The sequence below is a fragment of the Geodermatophilus sp. SYSU D00684 genome (genome assembly GCF_054050455.1).
The window spans coordinates 1-23,909 of the sequence record NZ_JBJGZI010000048.1; the positions used below are offsets into that span (position 1 = coordinate 1).

The 23,909-nt window shown below is 77.1% G+C and carries 22 protein-coding genes; 11 read left to right on the forward strand and 11 right to left on the reverse strand.

Annotation, left to right across the window (positions count from 1 at the left end):
• Positions 1 to 94: 94 nt before the first annotated feature.
• From ACI79L_RS23340 to serS, 4 genes are all read right to left on the reverse strand, one after another.
• Positions 95 to 1,735 (reverse strand): methyl-accepting chemotaxis protein, encoded by a 1,641-nt coding sequence (locus ACI79L_RS23340; protein ID WP_456939083.1) that lies wholly within the window; start codon positions 1,733 to 1,735, stop codon positions 95 to 97.
• 114 nt (positions 1,736 to 1,849) lie between these two features.
• The gene (locus tag ACI79L_RS23345; RefSeq protein WP_456939084.1) at positions 1,850 to 2,653 is read right to left on the reverse strand and encodes a Cof-type HAD-IIB family hydrolase; all 804 of its coding nucleotides are present in this window, start codon (positions 2,651 to 2,653) and stop codon (positions 1,850 to 1,852) included.
• Positions 2,646 to 3,572 (reverse strand): HAD family hydrolase, encoded by a 927-nt coding sequence (locus tag ACI79L_RS23350; RefSeq protein WP_456939085.1) that lies wholly within the window; start codon positions 3,570 to 3,572, stop codon positions 2,646 to 2,648. The genes ACI79L_RS23345 and ACI79L_RS23350 overlap by 8 nt, the downstream gene beginning before the upstream one ends.
• Positions 3,569 to 4,861, reverse strand: a complete 1,293-nt coding sequence (gene serS, locus ACI79L_RS23355; protein WP_456939086.1) for a serine--tRNA ligase — start codon at positions 4,859 to 4,861, stop codon at positions 3,569 to 3,571. Before serS ends, ACI79L_RS23350 begins: the two co-directional genes overlap by 4 nt.
• 355 nt (positions 4,862 to 5,216) lie before the next feature.
• Here serS and ACI79L_RS23360 point away from each other — a divergent pair, with 355 nt between their 5' ends.
• The 3 genes from ACI79L_RS23360 to ACI79L_RS23370 are packed head-to-tail and all read left to right on the forward strand — an operon-like array spanning position 5,217 to position 7,751.
• Positions 5,217 to 5,933, forward strand: a complete 717-nt coding sequence (locus ACI79L_RS23360; RefSeq protein WP_456939087.1) for a hypothetical protein — start codon at positions 5,217 to 5,219, stop codon at positions 5,931 to 5,933.
• A 40-nt stretch (positions 5,934 to 5,973) separates the two neighbouring features.
• Entirely contained in the window at positions 5,974 to 7,407 is a 1,434-nt protein-coding gene (locus ACI79L_RS23365; protein ID WP_456939088.1) for a GuaB1 family IMP dehydrogenase-related protein, read from the forward strand.
• Positions 7,404 to 7,751: a metallopeptidase family protein gene (locus tag ACI79L_RS23370; RefSeq protein WP_456939089.1), complete on the forward strand. Its 348-nt coding sequence runs from the start codon at positions 7,404 to 7,406 to the stop codon at positions 7,749 to 7,751. The genes ACI79L_RS23365 and ACI79L_RS23370 overlap by 4 nt, the downstream gene beginning before the upstream one ends.
• Before the next feature lie 28 nt (positions 7,752 to 7,779).
• On the opposite strand, the gene ACI79L_RS23375 is transcribed toward ACI79L_RS23370, so the two are convergent.
• Positions 7,780 to 8,217 (reverse strand): VOC family protein, encoded by a 438-nt coding sequence (locus tag ACI79L_RS23375; RefSeq protein WP_456939090.1) that lies wholly within the window; start codon positions 8,215 to 8,217, stop codon positions 7,780 to 7,782.
• Positions 8,218 to 8,349: 132 nt separating this feature from the next.
• Between ACI79L_RS23375 and ACI79L_RS23380 the strand changes: the two genes are divergently transcribed.
• The gene (locus tag ACI79L_RS23380; protein WP_456939091.1) at positions 8,350 to 8,685 is read left to right on the forward strand and encodes a GroES family chaperonin; all 336 of its coding nucleotides are present in this window, start codon (positions 8,350 to 8,352) and stop codon (positions 8,683 to 8,685) included.
• Between the two features lie 22 nt (positions 8,686 to 8,707).
• Here ACI79L_RS23380 and ACI79L_RS23385 read toward each other — a convergent pair whose 3' ends face one another.
• The gene (locus tag ACI79L_RS23385; protein ID WP_456939092.1) at positions 8,708 to 9,160 is read right to left on the reverse strand and encodes a MarR family winged helix-turn-helix transcriptional regulator; all 453 of its coding nucleotides are present in this window, start codon (positions 9,158 to 9,160) and stop codon (positions 8,708 to 8,710) included.
• Between the two features lie 58 nt (positions 9,161 to 9,218).
• Between ACI79L_RS23385 and ACI79L_RS23390 the strand changes: the two genes are divergently transcribed.
• Positions 9,219 to 11,315 (forward strand): MMPL family transporter, encoded by a 2,097-nt coding sequence (locus ACI79L_RS23390; RefSeq protein WP_456939093.1) that lies wholly within the window; start codon positions 9,219 to 9,221, stop codon positions 11,313 to 11,315.
• 49 nt (positions 11,316 to 11,364) lie between these two features.
• Here the strand turns inward: ACI79L_RS23390 and pheA are convergent, their stop codons facing one another.
• A complete protein-coding gene (gene pheA / locus ACI79L_RS23395) occupies positions 11,365 to 12,300 on the reverse strand; it encodes a prephenate dehydratase (protein WP_456939094.1) in 936 nt (311 codons plus the stop codon).
• Between the two features lie 106 nt (positions 12,301 to 12,406).
• On the opposite strand from pheA, the gene ACI79L_RS23400 reads away from it, so the two are divergent.
• Positions 12,407 to 14,113 carry a diguanylate cyclase gene (locus tag ACI79L_RS23400; protein ID WP_456939095.1) on the forward strand — a complete coding sequence of 569 codons (1,707 nt, stop codon included), beginning with the start codon at positions 12,407 to 12,409 and terminating at the stop codon, positions 14,111 to 14,113.
• A 113-nt stretch (positions 14,114 to 14,226) separates the two neighbouring features.
• Positions 14,227 to 16,848, forward strand: coding sequence for a diguanylate cyclase domain-containing protein (locus tag ACI79L_RS23405; RefSeq protein ID WP_456939096.1), 2,622 nt, complete (start codon positions 14,227 to 14,229; stop codon positions 16,846 to 16,848).
• Positions 16,849 to 16,942: 94 nt separating this feature from the next.
• Here the strand turns inward: ACI79L_RS23405 and ACI79L_RS23410 are convergent, their stop codons facing one another.
• Entirely contained in the window at positions 16,943 to 18,070 is a 1,128-nt protein-coding gene (locus tag ACI79L_RS23410) for an MFS transporter (RefSeq protein ID WP_456939097.1), read from the reverse strand.
• 323 nt (positions 18,071 to 18,393) lie between these two features.
• Between ACI79L_RS23410 and ACI79L_RS23415 the strand changes: the two genes are divergently transcribed.
• Both ACI79L_RS23415 and ACI79L_RS23420 read left to right on the forward strand, forming a co-directional pair.
• On the forward strand, positions 18,394 to 18,993 hold the full coding sequence (locus ACI79L_RS23415) for a TMEM165/GDT1 family protein (protein WP_456939098.1): 600 nt from the start codon (positions 18,394 to 18,396) through the stop codon (positions 18,991 to 18,993).
• A gap of 61 nt (positions 18,994 to 19,054) precedes the next feature.
• Positions 19,055 to 20,509 carry a diguanylate cyclase domain-containing protein gene (locus ACI79L_RS23420; protein ID WP_456939099.1) on the forward strand — a complete coding sequence of 485 codons (1,455 nt, stop codon included), beginning with the start codon at positions 19,055 to 19,057 and terminating at the stop codon, positions 20,507 to 20,509.
• On the opposite strand, the gene ACI79L_RS23425 is transcribed toward ACI79L_RS23420, so the two are convergent.
• Positions 20,472 to 21,029 carry a TetR/AcrR family transcriptional regulator gene (locus ACI79L_RS23425; RefSeq protein WP_456939100.1) on the reverse strand — a complete coding sequence of 186 codons (558 nt, stop codon included), beginning with the start codon at positions 21,027 to 21,029 and terminating at the stop codon, positions 20,472 to 20,474. The two genes, ACI79L_RS23420 and ACI79L_RS23425, sit on opposite strands and share 38 nt — an antisense overlap.
• 67 nt (positions 21,030 to 21,096) lie before the next feature.
• On the opposite strand from ACI79L_RS23425, the gene ACI79L_RS23430 reads away from it, so the two are divergent.
• Positions 21,097 to 21,471: an antibiotic biosynthesis monooxygenase family protein gene (locus ACI79L_RS23430; protein ID WP_456939101.1), complete on the forward strand. Its 375-nt coding sequence runs from the start codon at positions 21,097 to 21,099 to the stop codon at positions 21,469 to 21,471.
• Here ACI79L_RS23430 and ACI79L_RS23435 read toward each other — a convergent pair.
• Together ACI79L_RS23435 and ACI79L_RS23440 are read right to left on the reverse strand one after the other, a co-directional pair.
• A complete protein-coding gene (locus ACI79L_RS23435; protein ID WP_456939102.1) occupies positions 21,468 to 21,959 on the reverse strand; it encodes a VOC family protein in 492 nt (163 codons plus the stop codon). The genes ACI79L_RS23430 and ACI79L_RS23435 overlap by 4 nt on opposite strands.
• A 56-nt stretch (positions 21,960 to 22,015) precedes the next feature.
• On the reverse strand, positions 22,016 to 22,912 hold the full coding sequence (locus tag ACI79L_RS23440) for a haloalkane dehalogenase (protein WP_456939103.1): 897 nt from the start codon (positions 22,910 to 22,912) through the stop codon (positions 22,016 to 22,018).
• Positions 22,913 to 23,043: 131 nt separating this feature from the next.
• On the opposite strand from ACI79L_RS23440, the gene ACI79L_RS23445 reads away from it, so the two are divergent.
• Positions 23,044 to 23,796, forward strand: a complete 753-nt coding sequence (locus ACI79L_RS23445) for a MerR family transcriptional regulator (protein WP_456939104.1) — start codon at positions 23,044 to 23,046, stop codon at positions 23,794 to 23,796.
• Positions 23,797 to 23,909 lie beyond the last annotated feature (113 nt).

Below are 23,909 nucleotides of genomic sequence, written 5' to 3' on the forward strand. Positions count from 1 at the left end.
CCCCCCCCCCCCCCCCCCCCCCCCCCGCCCCCCCCCCCCCCCCCCCCCCCCCCCCCCCCCCCCCCCCCCCCCCCGCCGTCGTGTGGTGTGGGGTTCAGACCGCGAAGCGGGCCACGGCCTCCTGCAGCTCGCCGCTCATGCGGGCCAGCTCGGCCGCGGCGCGCTGGGCGTCGGCGACCCGGGCACCGGTCTGCTGGGTGCCGGCGGCCAGCCCGCCGATCGCGGTGGCGATGTCCCGCGAGCCGCCCGCGGCCTCGGCCACGTTGCGGTTCATCTCGTTGGTGGTGGCCGTCTGCTCCTCGACCGCCGCGGCGATCGTGGCCTGGAAGTCGTTGATCTCGCCGATGACGGCGCTGATCCGGCTGATCGCCTCGACGGCGCCGGCGGTGTCGGCCTGGATGGCCTCGACCCGGCGGGAGATGTCCTCGGTCGCCCGGGCGGTCTCCTGCGCGAGCTCCTTGACCTCGCTGGCCACGACGGCGAAGCCCTTGCCGGCCTCCCCGGCGCGCGCGGCCTCGATGGTGGCGTTGAGCGCGAGCAGGTTGGTCTGCTCGGCGATGCCGTTGATCAGCTTCACGACCGTGGCGATCTCCTGCGAGGAGTCGCCGAGCTTGCCGACCGTGCGGGTCGTCGTCTCGGCGACGTCCACGGCCTGACCGGCCACCCGGGCGGCCTCGGCGGCGTTGTGCGCGATCTCCCGGATCGCGGTCTCCATCTGCGAGGAGCCGGTGGCGACGGTGTCGACGCTGGCGGCCACCTCGCCGGCGGAGGCGACGACGGCGTCGGTCTGGTCGGAGGCGGCGCGGGAGACCTCGGCGATGCCGCTGGCGGCGGCGTCGAGCTGGGTGGAGGCGCCCTGCAGCCGGCCGGCGGAGTCGCGGACGAGCACGAGCACGCCGCTGAGGGAGTCCAGCGTCCGGTCCAGCGAGCGGGCGACCTCGCCGAGCTCGCCGCCGCCGGTCTCGCCGGCGCGCACCCGCAGGTCGCCGCCGGCGACCTTGCCGAGCACCTCGCGGATCCGCTCGACCGGCCGGGTGACGCTGCGGGCGACGAGGACCGCGAGCACGATCGCCACGACCAGGCCCAGGACCATGATCACGAGGGTCAGGGTGCGGGCGGCGGCGTAGGCGTCGGCGGCGTCGGTGGCGGTCGCCTCGGCGTCGACGCGGGCGGTCTCGGTGGCCGCGGCGAGGGAGTCGGCGATGACGGCCTCGTTGGCGTTGAGGCGGGTGATGATCGCCTGCTGCTCCGCCAGGGGCAGGGTGCTGCCGGTCGGGGTCGCGCCGGCGACGAGCAGCTGCAGGTCGGCGAGGTAGGCCTGCGAGGCGGCGACGAACTCCTCGTAGGACGCGCGGGTCTCCGCCGACATGGGCAGCTCGGCCGCCGCGGCGGTGTCCTCGGTGAGCGTCTGCGCGGTCTCCCCGGCCTTCTGCTGCGCCGAGGCGCGGCTCTCCGGCGGCAGGGTGACGATGTTGGCCCGCGCGGTGTGGGTCATGAGCTGCCACCAGTCGACCTGCAGCTGCTGCAGGCCGGCCACCGGCAGCGCGCCGTCGGTGTAGACCCGGTCGGCCCGGTCGCTGAGGCTGGCCATCCGGTCGATCCCGAAGACGCCGATGCCGATCGTCGTCAGCGCGACGACGAGGATCGCGCCCAGCAGTCGCGTGCGCAGGCCCCACCCTCCCGTCGTGGTCTCGGCGGGAGGCGTCTGCGGGACGCGGGTCGGGGTGGTGCTCATGTGCTGCCCTCCGTGGCGCGCGATCGGTCGCGTTCCACATCGGCAGCCCGGCCGCGGGCTTGAGCCGGCCCGGAGCGAGGCGGCCCGGAGCGAGGCGGCCCGGAGCGAGGCGGCTCAGAGCGAGGCGAGGAAGGCGGCCACGCCGTCGTCGTCGTTGGTGCCGGTGACGTCGGTGGCGGCGGCGAGCAGGTCCGGGTGGGCGTGCGCCATGGCGACGGCCCGGCCGCCGCCCTCGCGGACCCAGTCGAAGGCCGCGATGTCGTTGGGCATGTCCCCGAACACGACGACGTCGCCCGGGTCGATCCGGTGCCGGGCGGCGACCCGCGCCAGCCCGGTGGCCTTGGTGACCCCGCGGGCGGAGATCTCCGCGAGCGCGTCGGAGGAGGAGTTGGTGACCGTCGCGCGGTCGCCGACGACGTCCTCGACCAGGGCGACGAACTCGTCGCGCCCCATGTCCTCGTGGCGGGCCAGCAGCTTGGCCGCGGGCACGGCGACGATCTCCTCCAGCGGCGCCTCGGCGACGCCGGGCGCGTCGACGTCCCAGCGCGGCCGGTACACCGGCTCGTGCCGGAACTCCAGGCCGTACTCGACGGCGAACCAGGTGCCCGGCTGCACCCGGCGCAGGCCCGCGGTGACGTCGGCCAGCACCGCGGGCGGGAGCGCCTCCTCCTCGAGGATCTCGAAGGTCTCCAGGTCCAGCAGCACCGCGCCGTTGCAGCAGACCGCGGTGCCGCGGCCCAGGACCTGCCGGATGCGGTGCATCCAGCGCGGCGGGCGGCCGGTGGCCAGGACGACCGGGACGCCGTCGGCCCGCCACCGCTCCAGCTCGGCGACCGTCGCCGGGCTCACGGTGTCGTCCGAGCGCAGCAGCGTGCCGTCCATGTCGCTGGCGATCAGCCGGGGGCGCCAGTCAGACACCGGCCAGCACCGCCTCGAGGTAGCGGGCCACGCCGTCGGCGTCGTGCCCGCCGGTGCGGCCGCGGGCGGCCGCGCGGACGGCCGGGTGCGCGTTGGCCACCGCGACCGCGTGCCCGCCGGCGTCGGTGACCGCGCCGATCATCGGCAGGTCGTTGGGCATGTCGCCGAAGACGAGGACGTCGCCGAGGTCCACGCCGTGGTGGTCGAGCGCGACGGCGAGGCCGGTGGCCTTGGTGACGCCCGGCGGCAGCACCTCGATGAAGCCGAGGCCGGCGTGGGTCAGCTCGGCCTCGGCCGGGTCGACGACGCGCCGGGCGCGGGCCAGCAGCTCGTCCTGCCCGAGGGTGGACGAGCGGAGGAAGACCTTGAGCACCGCGCCCTCGGGGAGGACCGAGTGCCGGGGCAGCAGGTGCGCGGGCTCGGGGTAGGGCCAGTCGAAGCCGTGCTGCACGCGCAGCGCCGCCCGGGCCTCGGCCTGCTCGGCGGCGTCCTCGACGGCGAGCACGAGGTCCCCCGCCACCTCCTCGATCCGCTCGACGACGGCCTCGGCCTGCGAGCGCGGCAGGCCGACGGTGCGCAGCACCTCGTCGCGCTCGAGGTCGACCACGTACCCGCCCTGCGCGAGGACGGCGATGCCGCGGCCGCCGAGCGCCGCCCGCACGCTGTCGACCAGCCGCGGCCCGCGTCCGGTGACCCCGACGACGGGGATGCCGGCGGCCCAGCAGGCGTCCAGCGCCGCGCGGGTGCGGGGGCTGACCTCGCCGGAGGAGTCGAGCAGGGTGCCGTCGAGGTCGGTGGCCACCAGCCGCGGCCGCCACGTCCCGAGCTCGTCGAGCACGCCGCCGAGGTCGACGACGTCACCGGCCTCCGGCACCGCCGCCCCGGGGACCGGGAGCGCGGCCGGCGGCTGGCTGCTCACGCGGGCACCGGCGCGGCCAGGGTCATGCCGGGGGTGAGGACCTCGTGCCCGCCCAGCCACGGCCGCAGCGCCGCCGGCACGTGCACCGAGCCGTCCGCACGCTGGTGCACCTCGAGCAGGCAGGCGATGGTGCGGGCGATGGCGCACAGCGTGCCGTTGAGCGTGGCCGCCGTCTGCGGCTTGCCGTCCTCGTCGCGGTAGCGGATGGCCAGCCGGCGGGCCTGGAAGGTGGTGCAGTCCGAGGTGCTGGTCAGCTCGCGGTAGGTGCCCTGGCTGGGGAACCACGCCTCGATGTCGTACTTGCGGGCGGCGCTGGTGCCGAGGTCGCCGGCGGCGATGTCGACCACCCGGTAGGGCAGCTCGAGCGCCTGGAGGAACTCCTCCTCCCAGGCGAGCAGCCGCAGGTGCTCGGCGGCGGCCTCCTCGGGCCGGCAGAAGCTGAACATCTCGACCTTGTCGAACCAGTGCACGCGGATGATCCCGCGGGTGTCCTTGCCGTAGGAGCCGGCCTCGCGGCGGAAGCAGGACGACCAGCCGGCGTAGCGGCGCGGCCCCGCCGACAGGTCGAGCACCTCGTTCGCGTGCATCCCGGCCAGCGCCACCTCGGAGGTGCCCACGAGGTACAGGTCGTCGCGCTCGACCCGGTAGACCTCCTCGTCGTGCTCGCCGAGGAAGCCGGTGCCCTCCATCGCCTCGGGCTTGACCAGGGCCGGCGCGACGACGGGGGTGAAGCCGGCGGCCACCGCCCGGGTGACCGCCAGCTGGGCGAGGGCGAACTCCAGCAGCGCGCCGGGGCCGGTGAGGAAGTAGAAGCGGGCGCCGGAGACCTTCGCGCCGCGCTCCATGTCGATGGCGCCGAGCGCCTCGCCGATCTGCAGGTGGTCGCGCACCTCGAAGTCGTAGGAGGGGACCTCGCCCACGGTGCGCAGGGTGACCGCGTCGTCCTCGCCGCCGGGCGGGACGTCGTCGTGGACGACGTTGGCCAGCGCCAGGTGCGCCTCGCGCAGCGCGGCGTCGGCCGCGCGCTGGGCCTCCTCGGCCTCCTTCACCTGCGCGGCCAGCGCCTTCGCCCGCTCCAGGACGGCGGGTCGCTCCTCCTTCGACGCCCCGCGCACCGCCTGGGAGGCCGCCTTCTGCTCCGCGCGCAGGTCGTCGGCGCGCTTGACGGCGGCGCGGCGGGCCTCGTCGGCGGCCAGGAGCGCGTCGACCCGGGACTCGTCGGCGCCGCGGGCGCGCTGGCTGGCACGGACGACGTCGGGGTGCTCGCGCACCAGGCGCAGGTCGATCACGTCCCGATCGTAGGTGGGTCGCGCGGAGCCGCCCCGCGCACGCAGGCCGCGCCCACCCCCGGCGGGGTGGACGCGGCCGGCGCCCACGTCAGGGCGGCGCGCTCGTCGCCCGGGCACGGGACCCGGCCGGCGCCCCCGGACTCCCGGTCCGGGCCGCGGCGCGGTCCCGGCACCGGTCCATCTCCTGCGTGAGCACGGCGGGGTCCTCGTGCAGCCGGTCCCCCCGGTCGGCCGCCCGTCCCGTCACCCGTCGCACGCCCGGCGTGCTCGGTGCCGGCGCGCACTCCGGCGCACGTCCGCATCCGGGCGCACCCCCGCGCGCGAAGACGGTGCACCCGACCGGGAGGAGACCGCCGTGACCGCCACCCCACCGGGCAGCCGCGGGCGCTGGCTGCTGCTGGCGACCGCGCTCGGCCAGGCCGCGAGCCCGCCGTTGGCGGGGTTCGACCAGGGCTCGGGCAGCGACCCGGTGATCGTGCCGCCGGGACCGTTCTTCGCCATCTGGGGTCCGGTGGTGCTCGGCTGCCTCGCCGCCGCCGTGTACGGCTTCCCGCTGCGCCGTGCGACCGCCGACCCGTGGCGGCGGGTGCAGGTCCCGCTGTCGGTGGCGCAGGTGGGGTTCGTCGTCTGGCTGGTGGCCGCGGCCCGGCTGCCGGGGCTCACCGTGCCGGTCTTCGCCGGCATGCTGGCCGCCCTGCTGGTGTGCCTGCGCGTGCTCGTCGGGACGCCGGCCGACCGGGTGACCCGTCTCCTCCTGACCGGCAGCGTCGGCCTCTACGCCGGGTGGGCCAGCGCGGCCGTGTGGGTGAACGCGGCGACCGTCCTCCCGGGCAGGCTGACCGTCGGCACGCTCGTCCCCGCGCTGCTGGTCGTGGGCGCCGCGCTCACCGCCGCGGTCCTGGCCTGGCTCCTCCACGGGCAGCCCGCGTTCGTCCTCGCCGCCGCCTGGGCCCTCGTCGGCGCCCTCGTCTCCAGCGCCGGCGCCGGCGCCACCGCGCTCGTGCTGGTGACCGGCGCCGGGCTGACCGCCGTCGCCGTCTCGGCGGTGCTGGGAGCCCGGCGCACCGCGTGAGGACCGGCGCCTCCGGCGTCCGGTACGGGACACTGGGGGCATGCAGTTCCTGAACGGCCAGCGCCCGGCGACCGACCTCACCTACGCCGACGTGTTCATGGTGCCCAACCACAGCACCGTCGGCTCCCGGCTGGAGGTCGACCTGACCACGCCGGACCGGGTGGGCACGACCATCCCGGTCGTCGTCGCGAACATGACCGCGATCAGCGGCCGGCGGATGGCCGAGACCGTCGCCCGCCGCGGCGGCCTCGCGGTGCTGCCGCAGGACATCCCCGTCGACGTCGTCGGCGAGGTCGTCTCCTGGGTGCACGGCCGGCACCCGGTCTACGACACAGCGATCACCCTGTCCCCCGGCTCGACCGTGGGCGAGGCGCTGTCGCTGATGACCAAGCGCGCGCACGGCATCGTCGTGGTGGTCGAGGACGGCGTGCCCGTCGGCGTGGTCACCGACGGCGCCTGCCAGGGCGTGGACCGGTTCAGCCAGCTCTCGCAGGTCATGGCCGCGCAGCCGCTGACCGTCCCGGCCGGCACCGAGCTGCCGAAGGTCTTCGACGTGCTGGCCGAGGAGCGGGTCAGCGCCGCGCCGGTGGTCGAGGGCGAGCGGCTGGTCGGCGTCATCACCCGCAAGGGCGCGCTGCGCTCGACGGTCTACACGCCCGCGGTCAACGCGCAGGGGCAGCTGCTCACCGCGGCCGCCGTCGGGATCAACGGCGACGTCGCGGGCAAGGTCTCCGCGCTGCTGGCCGCCGGTGTCGACGTGCTCGTCGTCGACACCGCGCACGGCCACCAGGAGAAGGCGGTCGAGGCCGTGCGGGCGGCCCGGTCGGTGGCCGGGCCGGTGCCGGTGGTGGCGGGCAACGTGGTCACCGCCGACGGCACCCGCGACCTGATCTCGGCCGGGGCCGACGTCGTCAAGGTCGGCGTGGGGCCGGGCGCCATGTGCACCACGCGGATGATGACCGGCGTCGGCCGGCCGCAGTTCTCCGCCGTCGAGGAGTGCGCCGCCGAGGCCCGCCGGCTGGGGAAGCACGTGTGGGCCGACGGCGGGGTGCGCCACCCCCGCGACGTCGCCCTGGCGCTGGCCGCCGGAGCGGCCAACGTGATGGTCGGCTCGTGGTTCGCCGGCACCTACGAGAGCGCCGGGGACATCCACGACGACGGCAGCGGCCGGCTGTACAAGGAGTCCTTCGGCATGGCCTCGGCGCGCGCGGTCAAGGCCCGGACGGCGCAGGCGAGCGGCTTCGACCGCGCCCGGGCCGCGCTGTTCGAGGAGGGCATCTCGTCGTCGCGGATGTACCTCGACCCGGCCCGTCCCGGCGTGGAGGACCTGGTCGACGGGATCGTCGCCGGGGTGCGCTCGTCGTGCACCTACGCCGGGGCCCGCACCATCGACGAGTTCCACGAGCGGGCGGTGGTGGGGGTGCAGAGCGCGGCCGGGTACGAGGAGGGCCGCCCGCTGCCCACCAGCTGGTGAGGCCGCTCCCCCGGGAGGTCTTCGAGTCGCTGGTCGCCGACGCGCTGGACGCGGTGCCGCCCGACCTCATGGCCCTGCTGGACAACGTCGTCGTGCTGGTCGAGGACCGCAACGAGGACGAGCCGGACCTGCTGGGCCTCTACGAGGGGTACGCGCTGACCGAGCGCGGCTGGCAGTACGGCGGCGCGCTGCCGGACCGGATCATGATCTACCGCGAGGCGATCTGCGACGTCTGCTCGACCGCCGAGGAGGTGGTCGAGGAGGTGACGGTCACCGTCGTCCACGAGATCGCCCACCACTTCGGCATCGACGACGAGCGCCTGCACGAGCTCGGCTGGGGCTGAGCCCGGCGGGCGCGGGTCCGGGTGCCGGTCAGGCGAGGTCCTCGACCAGCCCGATGACGACGCCGGCCGGGCCGCGGACGTAGCAGTACCGGTGGACGTCCCCGTACCGCGCGACCTCGCCCACGAGCTCGGCGCCGTGGGGGCGCAGGCGGGCGAGGACGTCGTCGACGGCGTCGACGACGAACGTGAGGCGCGGGATGCCCGGGGTGTCCACCGGCGCCCTCGGCGCGGTGCCGGTGGCCGCCGGCGTGCGGAAGGTGGACAGCTCGACCCGGCCGTGGCCGTCCGGGGTGCGCAGGAAGGCGAGGTCTGCCCGGACGCCGTCCAGCCCGAGGAGCCGGTCCACCCAGTCGCCCTCGACCGCCGTCTCACCCTCCGGTTCCAGGCCCAGTTCGACGAAGAACGCGACGGCGGCCGCGAGGTCCTCGACCACGACCCCGACGTGGTCCATCCGGTAGACCGTCATGTCCCTGCACCGTAGGCGGACCGGGGCGCCGACCGGGGGCGGGACGCCCTCCGCCGGGGCCCCGCTCCACGCGCCCCGGCCGGCACCCCTGCCGGGGTCGGCGGGGGCCGGCGCCCGCGTACCGTGATCACCGTGCCATCCGACGTCGCCAAGGGCAGCGGGCTGCCGATCAAGATGCTGCACGACCGGATCCTCGTGGCGCTCCGCAAGGAGGACGGGGAGCGGCGCTCGACCGGCGGCATCCTCATCCCGGCGACCGCCCAGGTGGCCAAGCGGCTGGTCTGGGGCGAGGCGCGCGGTGTCGGCGCGAGCGTGCGCCAGGTGAAGGTCGGCGACCAGGTGCTGTTCTCCCCCGAGGACCAGCACGAGGTCGAGGTCCACGGCGAGGAGCTGATCATCCTGCGCGAGCGCGACGTGCACGCCGTCGCCGCGGAGCGGATCGAGGAGTCCACCGGCCTCTACCTCTGACGCCGCGTGCACGCACCGCGGGTCAGCGGTGGGCGACGACGACGTCGGTCATCGCCGTCAGCCAGCGGTGGACGACGGCGACGTCGGCATCGCTGAGGTCCTCCATCGCCGCGAGCAGCTCCCGCTGCAGCCCGCCGAAGTAGGCGGCGCCGGCCGCCATCGTCGGCGGGGTCATCTGCAGGACGACGCGGCGCCGGTCTTCCGGGTCGCGCACGCGCTGCACGTGCCCGGCCCGCTCCAGCCGGTCGACCAGCGCGGTCACCGACGCCGAGCTCAGCCCCACCGCGGCGCCCAGCCCGCCCGCGGTCAGCGGCTGCCCGGCCCGGGCGGCGTCCATGATCGCGGTCACCGCCCGGACGTCGGTGCGTCCGAGACCGTGCGTGTCGGCGAAGCGTTGACCGACGGCGTCGAGTTCGACCGTGAGCCGCCGCAGCAGCAGGGTGACCTCCACCCGCTCGCCGTCGTTGCGCGTCATCCGCCCACCCCCTAATCTCTCGAACATCGAGATTATCGGCCCTCGAGAGGATTCCACCATGGCCCGTCGGGTCCGCTGGTTGCTCCCCCTGCTCGTCCTGCTCGCCTGGCTGGGGGCCGCCGGCCCGCTCGGCTCGCTGAGCGGGCAGCTCACCGGCCTGCAGGAGAACGACACCGCCGCCTTCCTCCCCGACAGCGCGGAGTCCACGCGCGTCGCGGAGCTGTCCCAGGCGTTCTCCCCCACCGAGGCGATCCCGGCGGTCCTGCTGTGGGAGGCCGACGGCCCCCTCGACCCGGCCACCCTCGACGCCGTCGGGCAGGCGCTCGCCGAGGCCACCGCGGTCGCCGAGGACGCCGGCGCCCTGGCCGGGCAGGCCTCCCCGCCCATCCCGTCGGAGGACGGCGAGGCGGTGCAGGCGGTGCTGCCGCTGACCCCCGAGCTGGGCGACGAGATCATGACCGTGGTCGAGGACCTGCGCGCCGCGATCGCCGTCGACGGCACCGACGCCTTCGTCACCGGCCCGGGCGGCATCTTCGCCGACTTCGCCAACGGCTTCGCCGGCATCGACGGGCTGCTGCTGGCCGCGGCCTTCGGCGTCGTGCTGCTCATCCTGCTGGTGGTCTACCGCAGCCCGCTGCTGCCCTTCCTGGTCATCGGCACCGCCGGCCTCGCGCTCACCGCCGGCAACGCGGTCGCCTACCTGCTCGCCGACGCCGGCCTGATCACCGTCAACGGCCAGAGCCAGGGCATCGCGGCGATCCTGGTCGTGGGCGCCGCGACCGACTACGGGCTGCTGCTGGTCGCGCGCTTCCGCGAGGAGCTGCAGCGCGAGGCGTCCCGGTTCACCGCGATCCGCGTGGCGCTGCGCCGCTCGTGGGAGCCGATCGTGGCCTCCGGCGCGACCGTGGTCCTCGGCGTCCTGTGCCTGCTGTTCTCCGACCTCGCGTCCAACCGGGGGCTCGGGCCGATCTCGGCGGTCAGCGTGGCGCTCGCCGTCGTCGCGGCGCTCACCTTCCTTCCGGCCGCGCTCGCCCTGCTCGGCCGGGCGGCGTTCTGGCCGTTCCGCCCGCACGCCGGCGAGCCGCCGCGGGAGGGCCGGGGGTGGCAGTGGGTCGCGGCGCTGGTCGGCCGCCGGCCGCGGCGCGTGCTGGCGCTGAGCACGCTGGCGCTGGTCGCCGCGGCGGTGTTCGCGCCCACCTACGACGCGAGCGGCATCACCTTCAGCGACGCGATCCGCGGCGAGTCCAACGGCGTCGACGGGCAGGAGGCCCTGGCCCGCCACTTCGACGCGGGCTCCGGCAGCCCCACCGTCGTCGTCACGCCGGAGGGGACATGGCCGGAGGTCGCCGAGGCGGCCGCGGCCACCGAGGGCGTGGCGTCCGTCGCCCCGTTCACCGGCGGCCCGCCCGGCGGCGACCCGGTCGTCGTCGACGGGCTGGTGCGCCTCGACGTCACCCTCGCCGTCCCGGCCGACAGCACCGAGGCCATCGACCTCGTCCAGGACCTGCGGACCACGCTCGACGACGCCGACCCGGCCGCGCTCGTCGGCGGCGACACCGCGAGCAACCTCGACGCCCGGGAGACCGCCGCGCGCGACCTGCGGGTGATCGTGCCGAGCGTGCTCGTGGTGATCACCGTCGTCCTGGCACTGCTGCTGCGCTCGCTGGTGGCGCCGCTGCTGCTGGTGGCCACCGTGGTGCTCAGCGTCGGCGCGACGGTCGGCGTCGCCGCGCTGCTGTTCGACGGCGTCTTCGGCTTCCCCGGCAGCGACCCCGGCATCCTGCTGATCGGGTTCGTGTTCCTCGTCGCCCTGGGGATCGACTACAACATCTTCCTCATGACCCGGGCGCGGGAGGAGTCCGTGCGGCACGGCACCCGCGACGGCGTCCTGCGCGCGCTGGCCGTCACCGGCGGGGTCATCACCAGCGCCGGGATGGTGCTGGCGGCGACGTTCGGGGCGCTGGCGGTGCTGCCGCTGCTGTTCCTCACCCAGCTGGCGTTCCTCGTCGGGTTCGGCGTGCTGCTGGACACCTTCGTGGTCCGCTCGCTGGTGGTGCCGTCGGCGGTGGCGCTGCTCGGCGACCGCACCTGGTGGCCGAGCCGCCTGTCCCGCCGCCCGTCGCCGGAGCCCGAGCGGGAGCTCGAGCCGGCGTGACCGCGCACTTCCGCGGAGATGCACGGTGCATCTCCGCGGAAGTGCCCGCTCAGACCTCGCCGGCGCGCAGGCGGGCGAGCCAGTCGGCCGCGTCGGTGAACGCGGCGTCGGCGGCCTCGGCGGGCACCGGCCGGTTGGTGCGGCCGTCGGCGCGCGGGTACGAGCCGAGGAACCGCACGTCCTCGCAGACCCGGTGCAGCGCGGCCAGCGCCTCCCCCACCCGCGCCTCGGCGACGTGCCCCTCGCAGTCCAGGGAGAACGAGTAGACCCACAGCCGGTCGCGGGTGGGCCGGGACTCGATGCGGGTGAGGCTGATCCCGCGGACGGCGAACTCGCGCAGGACGTCGAGCAGCGCGCCGGTGCGGTCGGCGACGACGGCGACCAGCGAGGTCTTGTCGTCGCCGGTCGGCTCCGGCAGCGCCCCGGGGCGGGACACGAGCACGAAGCGGGTGACCGCGCCGGGGAAGTCGGCCACGTCGTCGGCCAGCGGGACCAGCCCGTAGCGCTCGGCGGCGATCGGCGCGCACACCGCGGCGTCGTGCTCGCCCTCGGCGACCGCCCGGGCGGCGGCCGCCGTGGAGGAGGCCGGCAGGGCCGGGACGCCGGGCAGCCGCTCGGCCAGCGTGCGCGCGGTCTGGGCCAGCGCGTGCGGGTGGCTGACGACGGCGCGGACGTCCCCGAGCCGGGTGCCGGGGCGGGCGGCGAGGACGAACGCGACGGGGAGGAAGACCTCGCGGGTGATGACCAGCGGGTCGCCGTCGGCCAGGCCGTCCATCGTGGCCGGGACCGAGCCCTCGACCGAGTTCTCCAGCGGCACCAGGGCGGCGTCGGCGTCCCCGGCGCGGACCGCGGCCAGCGCGGCGGCGACGCTGGCCGCGGGCTGCCGCACTCCCTCCCCAGGGGCAACGGCGCTGCTCAGCGCGGCTTCGGCGAAGGTACCCTCGGGCCCGAGATAGGCGAACCGCGTCGGAGGCGTCTGGGGCACCCGACGAGGGTAGTGCGGTCGGGCCGGGGCGCAGTCCGGGTCCGGGGGGAACTGCCTCGCCGCCGGCCCGTGCGGCCGGTCGCCCGGCGTCGAGGAGGAGGGATGCGTGACCCCCGGCCCCGCACCCGTCACCGACGGTGACCTCGATGCTGCACTGCGGCGCCTGCTGACGGCGAGCAGCCGGGACGACGCCGACGCCTTCCGGGACGGGCTCGACGACGCCGAGGCCGCGTTCGACGCCGCGAGCGACCCCCGTTGGGCGGCCTGGCGCCACGCGCTGGCCGCCCGCCGCGGCCTGCTCGACGGCGACCGGGACGCCACCGGCGCCGGGGTGGCCGCCGCCCGCGACGCGCTGGGCGCCTGCCCGCCGTCGGCCTCGACGGCCCTGGTCCTGGCCTACCTCGCGCACGTCGAGGCGACCGCCGACCACCCCGACGCGGCGATGCTGCTCGCCGTCGACGCCAGCCTGCTCACCGAGCAGCTGTCCCCGCCCGCCGAGGAGCCGTCCCGCGCGCTGTCCCAGGCGCACCTGTGGCTGTCGCTCACCCTCACCGCGCTGGACCTCGAGGAGCTCGCCGTCGCGCAGGCCGAGCGCGGGCACCGGGTGGCCGCCGCCCTGGCCGACCCCGCCGACCTCTGGCAGCTGCTGCAGCTGTGCGCCCGGCAGAACACCGAGCTGGCCCAGACGCTGCGCCGCCGCGGGAAGGCCCGGCGGGCCCGCGAGCTGGCCGGCGCCGCGCTGGCCTGCGCCGGCGACGCCCGCGCGCTCGACGTCGAGCCCGACCCCGGCGACCTCGACCTGCTCGACGTCGTCCAGGCCTGGGCGCTGGCCTGCCACGACGACCTCGACGACGCCCTCGGCCCGCTGCGCAGCGTGCACCGGCGGGTGCACCGCACCGGCGGCACCTGGCTGCGCGGCTACGCCGACCTGGCCCTGTCCCGGCTGCTGTCCCGGCTGTCGCAGGTGCACACCGGCGGCGGGCACGGCGAGGAGGCCGCCGACCTGCTCGTCGACGCCGCCGGGGCCTTCGCCGCCACCGCCGACCGGCGCCGCTACCGGCAGTGCCTGCTCGAGCTGGGCCAGGCCACCGCCGCGATGGGCCGGCCCGCCGAGGCGCTGTACTGGCTGGACGCCTACCGCGCCGACACCGGCCGGGCGCACGCGCGCAGCCGGGAGCTGTGGGCGGAGATGTTCGTCCGCCGCAGCCGGCTGCGCGAGGTCGAGCGGCAGGCCGCCGTGCTGCGCCGGCACGCGCTGGAGGACCCGCTGACCGGGCTCGGCAACCGGCGCAGCGCCGAGCGCCGGCTGGCCGGGCTGCGGCTGGGCGCCGAGCCGCTGTCGCTGGCCGTCGTCGACGTCGACCGGTTCAAGGAGGTCAACGACGACACCTCCCACTCGCACGGCGACGAGGTGCTGCGCCGGGTGGCGGCGCTGCTGCGCGAGCACAGCCGCGTCGGCGACGAGGTCTACCGCTGGGCCGGCGACGAGTTCCTCGTCGTCCTGCCCACGGCCGGCCCCGCCCAGGCGCTGGCCGCCGCCGAGCGGCTGCGCGCCGCGGTCGCCGACGCCGACTGGGCCGACCTCGCGCTCCCCGAGCCGATCACCGTGAGCATCGGCGTGGCCACCGCGCCCGCGGCCGAGGACGACGCCGCGCCGGTCGGCTGGCGCTCGCTGTTCGACACCGCCGACCTGCACCTGTTCTCCGCCAAGCGGGGCGGGCGCAACCGGGTGCGCGCCCCGGGCCTCGTGGACGGGGGCCCGGCCGACGGGGGCACGGCGGACGGGGGCGCGGCCGAGGGGGCGCCGTCGTGAGCGCCGGGCGCGCCTGGGACGCCAGTGACGCGACGGGCGACGGGACCGGTGCCACACGGCGCGCCCGGCCCGCGCTCCCCGCGGAACCGCGCGACGGCGTGCACAGTGCGGTGGTGCCACCGGGAGCCCTGCACCACCGGGTGACCGCCGCCCTCGCCAACTGGCAGCTCGACGACGCCGAGCGGCTGCTGTCGGTCGTCGACCCGTCGACGCCCTACGGGGCCGGGCCGTCCGGCGCCGCCACCGGGCGCGACGGCGAGCCCTCCCTCGGCCGCGCCTGGGCCGACACCCTCCGCGCCGAGCTGCTGGTCCGCCGGCTGCGCGTCGCCGGCTTCACCCTGGTCGGCGAGCCGCTGGACGCGCCGGAGGCGACCGAGTCGCTGGACCTGCACGCCGGCGTCGCGGGCCTGCTCGAGCGCGGCGACGACCGCGCCGACCGGCCCGCCGGCGACGGCGACCCGCGCTCGGAGTCGGCCGCGCACGCCGCCGAGGCCATCGCCCTCGTGCGCTCGGCCAAGGCCGCCTTCGACGCCACCGACGACGCCGTGCAGCGCGCCGCGGGCCTGGCCCGGCACGCCCGCATCGAGCTGCTGTCGCGGCGGATCGACGCGGCGATGGACGAGGCGGTCGAGGCGGCCAGCCTGCTCGACCCCGCGCTCCCGCCCGACGCGCTGCTCGTCGACACCCTCGGCACGCTGGCCGGGGTCCTCGCCGACCTCGAGCTCATGCCGCTGGCCCTGGACTACCAGCGCCGCTCCCTGGAGGCGGCCGGCGCGGCCGCCGGGCAGGGCACGCTCGGCCCCGACGACGGCGACCCCGACGTGCTGGTGGCCCGGGCGGCCACCTGCCTGGGCGAGCTGTGCGCGGAGCTGGGCGAGGCGCTGCTCGACGACGGCGAGCCCGAGGCCGCCCGGACCCACTTCGCCGAGGCCCGCGGGCTGGCCGAGCAGGCGCTGGCCCAGCTGCCGCCGGACGCCGACGGCGTCGTCGCCGCTCAGGTGGTGCACGGCTGGGCGCTGGTCGGGCTGGGCGAGTCCGCCGCCGCAGCCGGCCCGCTGCGCGCCGCCGTCCGCACCACCAGCGCCACCGGCGACCGGGCGCTGCTGGCCTCGGCGCTGCTGGGGCTCGGCCGGGCGCTGCGCCGGCAGGGCGACGGCCGGAGCGCCGACGAGCAGCTGGCGCGGGCGCTGGCGCTGGCCACCGAGCACGGACTGCCCCGGCTGCGGCGGGCGGCGCTGCGCGAGCTGTGCACGCTGCACGCCGAGCTCGACGACGCCGGCCGCGCACTGCCCTACCTGCAGGCCTACCTCGCCGACGAGCTGGACCGGGTCGACGAGCGGCGCACCCGCTGGGTCGAGCTGTTCGGCCGGCGCAAGAGCCTGCTGGAGAACGAGCGCGCGGCCGGGCAGCTGCGCCGCCAGGCCTACGAGGACCCGCTCACCCACCTGCCCAACCGGCGCTACGCCGAGGCGCGGCTGGACGGGCTGCTCAGCGCGGGCACCACGCCGGCGCTGGCGGTCGTCGACGTCGACCGGTTCAAGGCCATCAACGACGCCGTCGGGCACCCCGGCGGCGACGCGGTGCTGCGCGCGGTCGCCGACCTGCTGCTGGCCGGGTGCCGGGACACCGACGAGGTGTGCCGGTGGGCCGGCGACGAGTTCGTCGTGCTGCTGCCCGACACCACCGCCGAGCAGGCCGAGCGGGCGCTGGAGCGGATCCGCCGCGCCGTCGCCGCGCACGACTGGACCGCGCTCGGCCTGCCGGTACCGGTGACGATCAGCGTCGGCATCGCCTCGGCCACCCGCGGCGACGACCGCCGCACGCTGTTCGCCGCCGCCGACGGCGTCCTCTACGACGCCAAGCGCAGCGGCCGCGACCGCGTCGTCCGGCTGTCGGCGGTCACCCAGACCCGGGCCCCGGACACGCCCGCGGAGCCCCCGCCGGCGCCGGCCCGCCCGTCCGGGCGCGCGTCGGTGCAGGTCGGCCCGGTGCAGTCCTCGCCGCTGGACCCGGTCGGCGGCTTCGCCGCGCTGCTGGCCGACCCGCCCCTGTCGCTCGGCAGCGCCGGCCGGCCCGCGCTCGCCCCGGCACCCGCGGCCGCCCCGGCCCGCCCGGCGCCGGCCGAGCCCGACGTCGTCTGGGGTGTCGGCCGGTCCACCGAGCAGGTGCTGGCCCTGGTCCGGGAGACCCGCGCGGCGCACCCGGACCGGCCGGCGCTGGTCGTCCGGGCCACCGCCGACACGCTGGTCGCGCTGGCCGCCGCGTACGACGGCTCCACCACGGTCGACGCCGCGGCGATGTCGGCCGCCGTCGGGCCGATCCCCGAGCCGCTGGGCCGGGTCGGCGTCCTGTGCGCCAGCACCGCCGACGCGTCGGTGGCCGCCGAGGCCGCGTTCGTCGCGCGGGTGACCGGCACCGAGGTCGTGCGGGTCGACGACGTCGGCGGCAGCCGGCTGCGGCCGCTGCTCACCGACCGCACCCTGCTCGACGACGTCGACTGCCTGGTCGTGGTCGCGGGCCTGGACGCCTCGCTGGCCGGCACGGTGGGCGCGATGACCGACGTGCCGATCGTCGCGGTGCCCACCTCGACCGGGCAGCCGGGCTCGTTCGGCGGGTTCGGCGCGCTGCTCACGATGCTGAACTCGGCCTCGCCGGGCGTCGTCGTCAGCAACATCGACAACGGCCACGCCGCCGGCGTCTTCGCCGCCCGCATCGCGAGGCGCACCGCCAGGTAGGGAGGGGCGCCGCGTCGGGTGGCGAGCCGCCCTGCGGAGGACGGCGGACCGGTCGCGGGGCCGGAGGCTCCCGACCGGGACGGCGTGGCAGGGCTCAACGCCGCTCGGGGACGGCACCTGGCCGCGGTGTCGGCCGGAAGGCCGACCACGTGATCGGCACCACCGCGAGGAAGAGGACGGCGACGGCGAGCGCGGAGCCCAGCGCCCACGCGCCGAACACCAGCAGCGACGCCAGCTCGATGCCCAGGCCCGCGACCGAGGTGACCGTGGCCCGCGCCGCGCCGGGCACCTGCTCCTGCAGCCGCGCCTCGCCCACCACCAGCACGGCGAGGTACAGGCCGTAGGACAGCGCGACGGCGGCCAGCGCGACGGGCGTCCCGACCAGCGCCCCGGCCGCCAGCAGCGCCGCGGAGACGGCCAGCAGGACCGGCAGCGCCCGCGACGGCAGCCGCCCCAGCCGGCCGGCCAGCGCCGCGCCCGCCGCGCCGGCCAGCGCGACCCCGAGCACGGCCACCGGCACCAGCTCGGTGGGGACGCCGCGGTCGCGGGCCATGACCGGGAAGTACTCCTCCAGCGCGTCCAGCCCGCCGAGCAGCGCGACGGCGACCACGGTCAGCCGCAGGGTCGGCCGGCGCAGCGCCTCGCCGACGGCGGCGCGCAGGCCCGGGCCGGCGTCGTCGTCCTCGTCCCGGGTGGGCGTGGTCTCGGGGAAGCGGGTGGCCAGGGCAGCGGCGGCGAGGCAGACGCCGACGCTCGCCCAGCCGACCAGCGTGTAGCCGCCGGCCTCGACGAGCACGCCGGCCAGCAGCGCGGTGGGCACCTGCACGAGCAGCTCGGTCGCCGTCATCGCGCCCCGGACCCGGACGAAGTCCTCCTCCGCGCCGACGGCGGCCAGCGCCTCGTAGACCAGCGCCTCGGCGGCACCGGAGACCAGCGCGCCGCCCACGCCCCACACGACGAACCCGGCGGCGAAGCCGGGCAGCCCGGGCGCCACGGTCCAGAGGACGAAGCCGGCGGCCTCCAGCACCCCGGCGAGGACCAGCGCGCCGCGGCGCGACCAGCGGTCGGCGAGCACCCCGGTGGGCACCTCGGCGAGCAGGGCGGTGACCGACCACAGCCCGAACAGCCCCGAGACCTGGGCCGGGGTCAGCCCGGTGTCCAGGAACAGCAGCGCGTAGAGCGGGTAGACGGGCACCAGCCCGGACAGCGCGGTCCAGGCCACGGCCAGGCGGGCCAGCGGCCGGGCGGGCGACGGCGGTGCGGTGGACGACGGGCGTCAACGGAACGGCACGGGACGACGGTAACCAGCCCCACACCCGGGCGCACCGGGTTTACGAGGGCCCGTCGACTAGCCTGGGCGGCCGAGGAGGGGAGTAGCCCCCCGTCCGCTGGTCGACATGCTGGCGCGCTCCCGCGGGAGCCGCCCGGTCAGCGGGCCCGCGCCCCGCGCGGGTGGGCGAGACCTCCGGCCTGAGCAGTCGTCGCGCTGCCGGTCGGAGGCGTGCGCCCCCGCCCGGCCGTGCCGAGCGGAAGAGAGAACCACCCGTGATCGTCTGGTCCGTCGTCGTGACGGCGTTCGCCCTCGTCCTGCCGGTCGAGCTCCCGGACAAGACCCTGTTCGCCAGCCTCGTCCTCGCCACCCGGTTCCCGCCGCTGCCGGTGTTCGTCGGCGTCGGCACCGCCTTCGGCCTGCAGGTCGCCATCGCCGTCACCGCCGGCAGCCTGCTCTCGCTGCTGCCGGAGGCGCTGGTCAGCGGCGTCGTGGCGGTGCTGTTCCTCGTCGGGGCGGTCCTGCTGTGGCGCAGCGCGTCCGAGGGGCCCGAGGACGGCGGGGAGGCGGCCGACGCCCGGGAGCGGACGTCGTTCCTGCGGGCCGCCGCGATCTCCTTCGGCGTGCTGTTCGCCGCGGAGTGGGGCGACCTGTCCCAGCTGGCCACCGCGGGCCTGGCCGCCCGGTTCGACGCGCCGGTGTCGGTGTTCGTCGGCGCCTGGGCGGCGCTGCTGACCGTCTCCGGGCTGGCGGTGTTCCTCGGCAAGACGCTGGCCGACCGGCTGCCGGTGGCCCTCATCCGCCGGGTGGCCGCGGGGCTGTTCGTCGTCTTCGCCGTGTTCGCCGCCGTGGAGACCGTCCGCGCCCTCACCTGATCGGGGGACGGCCGCGGGCCGGGCGGTGCGGACGGCGGGCGCGAGGTCCGTTGCCTCCTCCATGACCGTCTCCACCCCGCCCGACCGCGACGCCGTCGCCGCCGACCTCGACGTGCGCGAGCTCGCCCGGGACGCCGAGCTGGCCGCCGTCGTGCGCGTCGCCGCGGACGTGGCGGGTGTGCGGTACGCGACGGTCAACCTGCTCGACGCCTGCGAGCAGCACCAGCTGGTGCCGCACGGCTTCCTGGGCTGCTCGTCGCCGCGCGAGGAGTCGCTGTGCGCGGCGGTGAACGCCGGCGGCCCGCGGGTCGAGGTGATCGAGGACCTGGCCGCCGAGCCGCGGTACGCGGGCAACCCCTGGGTGGACGGCCGCCGCGCCCGCGTCCGCGCCTACGCCGGCGCGCCGCTGGTCGTCGACGGGGCGACGGTGGGCACCCTGTGCGTCTTCGACTCCGAGCCGCACGCCTTCGCCCCCGGCGCCGGGGACCGCCTGGCCGACCTCGCCGCGGTCGTGGTGGCGCTGTTCCAGCGGCGCCGGCAGGCCCGCCAGCTCGCCGACCTCGCCACCGCCAGCGCCGCCGCCCGCGACCAGGCCCAGGCCGCCGCGACCCACGCCGCCCGCTCCGAGGCGTTCACCCGCGCGCTGCTGGAGGCGCTGCCCGTCGGGGTCGTCGCCGCCGACGCCGACGGGCGCATCACGCTGTTCAACCGGCTCTGCCGGCAGTGGCACGGGCTCCCCGAGGCCTCCGCCGACCGCGTCCAGGGCGCCCGGCTCACCGAGGACGTCGTCGAGGCCTTCGGGCTGAGCACCCCCGACGGGCGCCGGCTCGGCCTCGCCGAGGTCCCCCTGGCCCGCGTCTACGCCGAGGGGCGGGTCCGCGACGCCGACATGGCGATCGACCTGCCCGGCGTCCCCCTGCGGGTGGTGCGCGCCTCGGGCACCCGCATCCGCGACGCCGCGGGCCGGCCCACCGGCGCCGTCGTCGCGATGATGGACGTGACCGCCCAGCGCGAGCTCGAGGCCCGGCTGCGCGAGGCCGCCCTGCACGACGCGCTCACCGGCCTGCCCAACCGGGCACTGCTGCTGGACCGGCTCGGGCAGGCGCTGCAGGTCCAGGCGCGCGAGGGCCTGGCGGCCGCGCTGCTCTACTGCGACCTCGACGGGTTCAAGGGGATCAACGACACCCTCGGCCACGCCGCCGGCGACGCCGCCCTGCTGCGGATGGCCGCGGCGCTGCGGGCGGCGGTGCGCCCGGGCGACACCGTGGCCCGCATCGGCGGCGACGAGTTCGTCGTGCTGTGCCCCGGCACCGGCACCGAGGCCGCCGCCCGGCGCCTGGTCGGCCGGATCGCGGCCACCCTCGCCTCCCCCACCGACGGCGGCCCGCCGCTGCGCTCGAGCACCGGCGTCGCCCTCTCCCGGCGGGGCGACACCGCCGACAGCCTGCTGCGCCGCGCCGACGCGGCGATGTACGCGGTCAAGCGCTCCCGTCGCGGAGCAGCGCGAGGCGCGTGACCAGCACGTCGGCCTGCGCGCCGGGGTCGGGCCAGGGCTCGTCCGGCCTGCTCGCGCGGAGGGTGACCAGCCCGTGCAGCGCCGTCCACACCAGGGCGGCGTCGGCCCGCGGGTCCCGGCCGGCGGAGACCCCGGCGGCCACGCAGGCGGCCACGGCGGCGACGAGGACGTCGAAGGCGCGCGCCCCGGACGCCGGCCGCCGCGGGCCGAACATCGCCCGGTAGCGCGCCGGCGCGGCGAGGCCCGCGTGCACGTAGGCCCGGCACCCGGCGCGCAGCCGCTCGGCCGGGTCGTCCAGGCCGGCCGTCGCCTCGCGGATCGCGGCGACCAGGTCGGCGAACCCCCGGTCCACGACGGCGTCGAGGAGCGCGGCCAGGTCGGCGAAGTGCCCGTAGACGGCGGGCGCGGTCACCCCGGCCTCGCGCGCGACCCCGCGCAGCGTGACCGTCTCGACCGCGCCGGTCCGCTCGAGCAGGGCGGTCGCGGCGGTCACCAGGTCGGAGCGCAGGTCCCGGGCCACGGAATCGACTTTACAGATGTGAAGCGGCGGGCCTACCGTCGCTTTACATCTGTAAAGGAGGACCCCGATGGCCGTCATCCCCGACCTGCCCTGGACCGCCGACCGGCAGCCCGCGGGCCCCGGCGTCGTGCTGGTCACCGAGCTGCGGCTGCGGCGCCTGGCCGACGTCCCGGCCTTCTTCGCCGCCTCGCTGGCGATCCGCCGCCAGGTGGCCGGCTCCCCCGGCGCCCGGTCGCTGCTGCTGCGCGCTCGGCCGCTGGCGCGCACGTTCACCACCGTCTCCTGGTGGGACGACGAGGCCGCCGTCCGCGCGTTCGCCCGCACCGACCCGCACCGCTCGGCGATGCGCCGCTGGGCGCCGCGGCTGGCGTCGTTCGGCAACCGGACGCTGCCCGGGAACGGCGCCGCGCCGACGGTCGACGCGGCGCTGGCCGCCGTCTAGCCGGACTGCTCCAGCGCGCCGGAGGCCGCCCACTCGGCCAGCCGCCGCTCGGCCTCCCCGGGGCTGACGTCCTCGACCCGGGTCATGACCGCCCAGCGGTGCCCGAACGGGTCGTAGATCGAGGCGAACCGGTCGCCGGTGACGAACGTGGCCGGCTGCTCCCGCACGGTGGCGCCGCGCTCGACGGCCGCGGCGACCACCGCGTCGACGTCGGGGACGTACACGCAGGTCGAGGCGCTGACCCGGTCCTCGGCCTGCCCGGTCGGCGCGACCAGGCCGAACTGCGGGTTCGGGTCGCCCAGCTGCAGCCGGCCGGCGCTGAACTGCAGCTCCGCGTGGGGCACGGTGCCGTCCGGGGCGTCCATCCGGCCGACCGTCGTCGCGCCGAAGACCTCCTCGTAGAAGCGGATCGCCTCCGCCGCGGGCGAGCAGACGAGGAAGGGGGTGAGGGTCGTGTAGCCGTCCGGGCGGCCGTCGGTGATCGCCATGCCCGCACCCTGCCCGCCGCGACCGGGTGCCGTCTTGGACGAACCCGACACCCCGCTCAGGGCAGCGTCGGGATCCAGTCGGCCAGCGCCCGGCCGATGGCGTGCGGCGAGTCCTCGGGGACGAAGTGGGAGCCGGGCACGGTGACCTCGCTGACCGAGGGCCACTTCCGCACCAGCGCGCGTGCCCGCCCGGTCAGCAGCCAGCCGGGCTCGGCGTTCACGAACAGCTTCGGCACGGCGCTGGTCCGCAGCCAGTGCCCGTACCGCGCGACGACGTCGTGGACGGCCGGCGGCACGTTGGCGATGGGGAGCTGGCGCGGCCACTCGAGCGTCGGCCAGCGGTCCTCGCGCTCGCGGAACGGCTGCCGGTAGCGCTCGTGCGCCTCCGGGGGGAGTCCGCGCAGCACGGACGCCGGGAGGATGCGCTCGACGAAGACGTTCTTGTCGAGGATGACGACCTCGCCGTCGTCGCTGCGCATGGCCTGGAAGATCTTGCGGCCGTCCGCCGGCCAGTCGGCCCAGGTCATCGGGGTGACGATCGCCTCGGTGAAGGCCAGGCCGCGGACCGCCTCGGGGTGGCGGTGCGCCCAGGAGAAGCCCAGCGCCGAGCCCCAGTCGTGCAGCACGAAGGTGACCCGCCGCTCCACCCCGAGCGCCTCCAGCAGGCCGTCCAGGTGCGCGGCGTGCGTGGCGAAGGAGTAGGTGCCGCGCCGCGGGTCGGGCAGCTTGCCGGACTCCCCCATGCCGACCAGGTCCGGCGCGATGCAGCGGCCGAGGTGCTGCACGTGCGGGATGACGTTGCGCCACAGGTAGGACGACGTCGGGTTGCCGTGCAGGAACACGATGGGGTCGCCCTCACCGACGTCGACGCAGGCCATCTCGGTGCCGCGGACGGTCACCCGCCGCCGGGGGAAGGGGTCCTCGGGCGAGACGACATCGTCCTGGTCGGCCATGCGGCGATCCTCGCCCAGGCGCCGCTCGCCCGCCGTCCGGGGATCGCGCTCGACCCCGACGCGACGATCGCGCTTGACCCTGACGCGACGTCAGGCTGTGCACTCGTCGCCGTCAGGGAGGAGGGACCGGGATGAAGGTGGGCGAGGTGGCGGCGCTGGCCGGCGTCACGGTGCGCACGCTGCACCACTACGACCGGATCGGCCTGCTGTCGCCGTCGGGACGCACCGCGGCCGGCTACCGCCGCTACTCGGCGGCGGACCTGGACCGGCTGCACCAGGTGCTGCTCTACCGCGAGCTCGGGTTCCCCCTCGAGGAGGTCGCGGCCCTGCTGGACGACCCGTCCGCCGACCCCGCCGAGCACCTGCGCCGGCAGCACCGGCTGCTGCGGGACCGGCTGGAGCGGACGCGGGCGATGGTCGCGGCCGTCGAGAAGGAGATGGAGGCGAGGCAGATGGGGATCGCACTGACCCCCGAGGAGCGGTTCGAGGTGTTCGGCGAGCACGACCCGGAGCGGTACGAGGCCGAGGTCCAGGAGCGGTGGGGCGACACCGACGCCTACCGCGAGTCCGCGCGGCGCACCGCGGCCTACACGAAGGAGGACTGGGTCCGGATCAGGGCCGAGGGCGAGGACCTCAACCGGCGGATGGCCGAGGCGCTGCGCGGTGGCGTGGCGCCCGACTCGCCGCAGGGCATGGACCTGGCCGAGGAGGCGCGGCAGCAGATCTCCCGGTGGTTCTACGACTGCCCGCCGGAGATGCACGCGGCGCTGGGCCGGATGTACGTCGAGGACGAGCGGTTCACCGCCACCTACGAGCAGGTCGCGCCCGGGCTGGCGCAGTGGGTGAGCACCGCCGTCCAGGCCAACGCCGCCCGCCGCAGCTGAGCTCCCCGGGGGGGGGGGGGGGGGGGGGGGGGGGGGGGGGGGGGGGGGGGGGGGGGGGGGGGGGGCGGGGGGGGGGGCGGGGGGGGGGGGCGGCGGCGGCGCGCGCGGGCCGC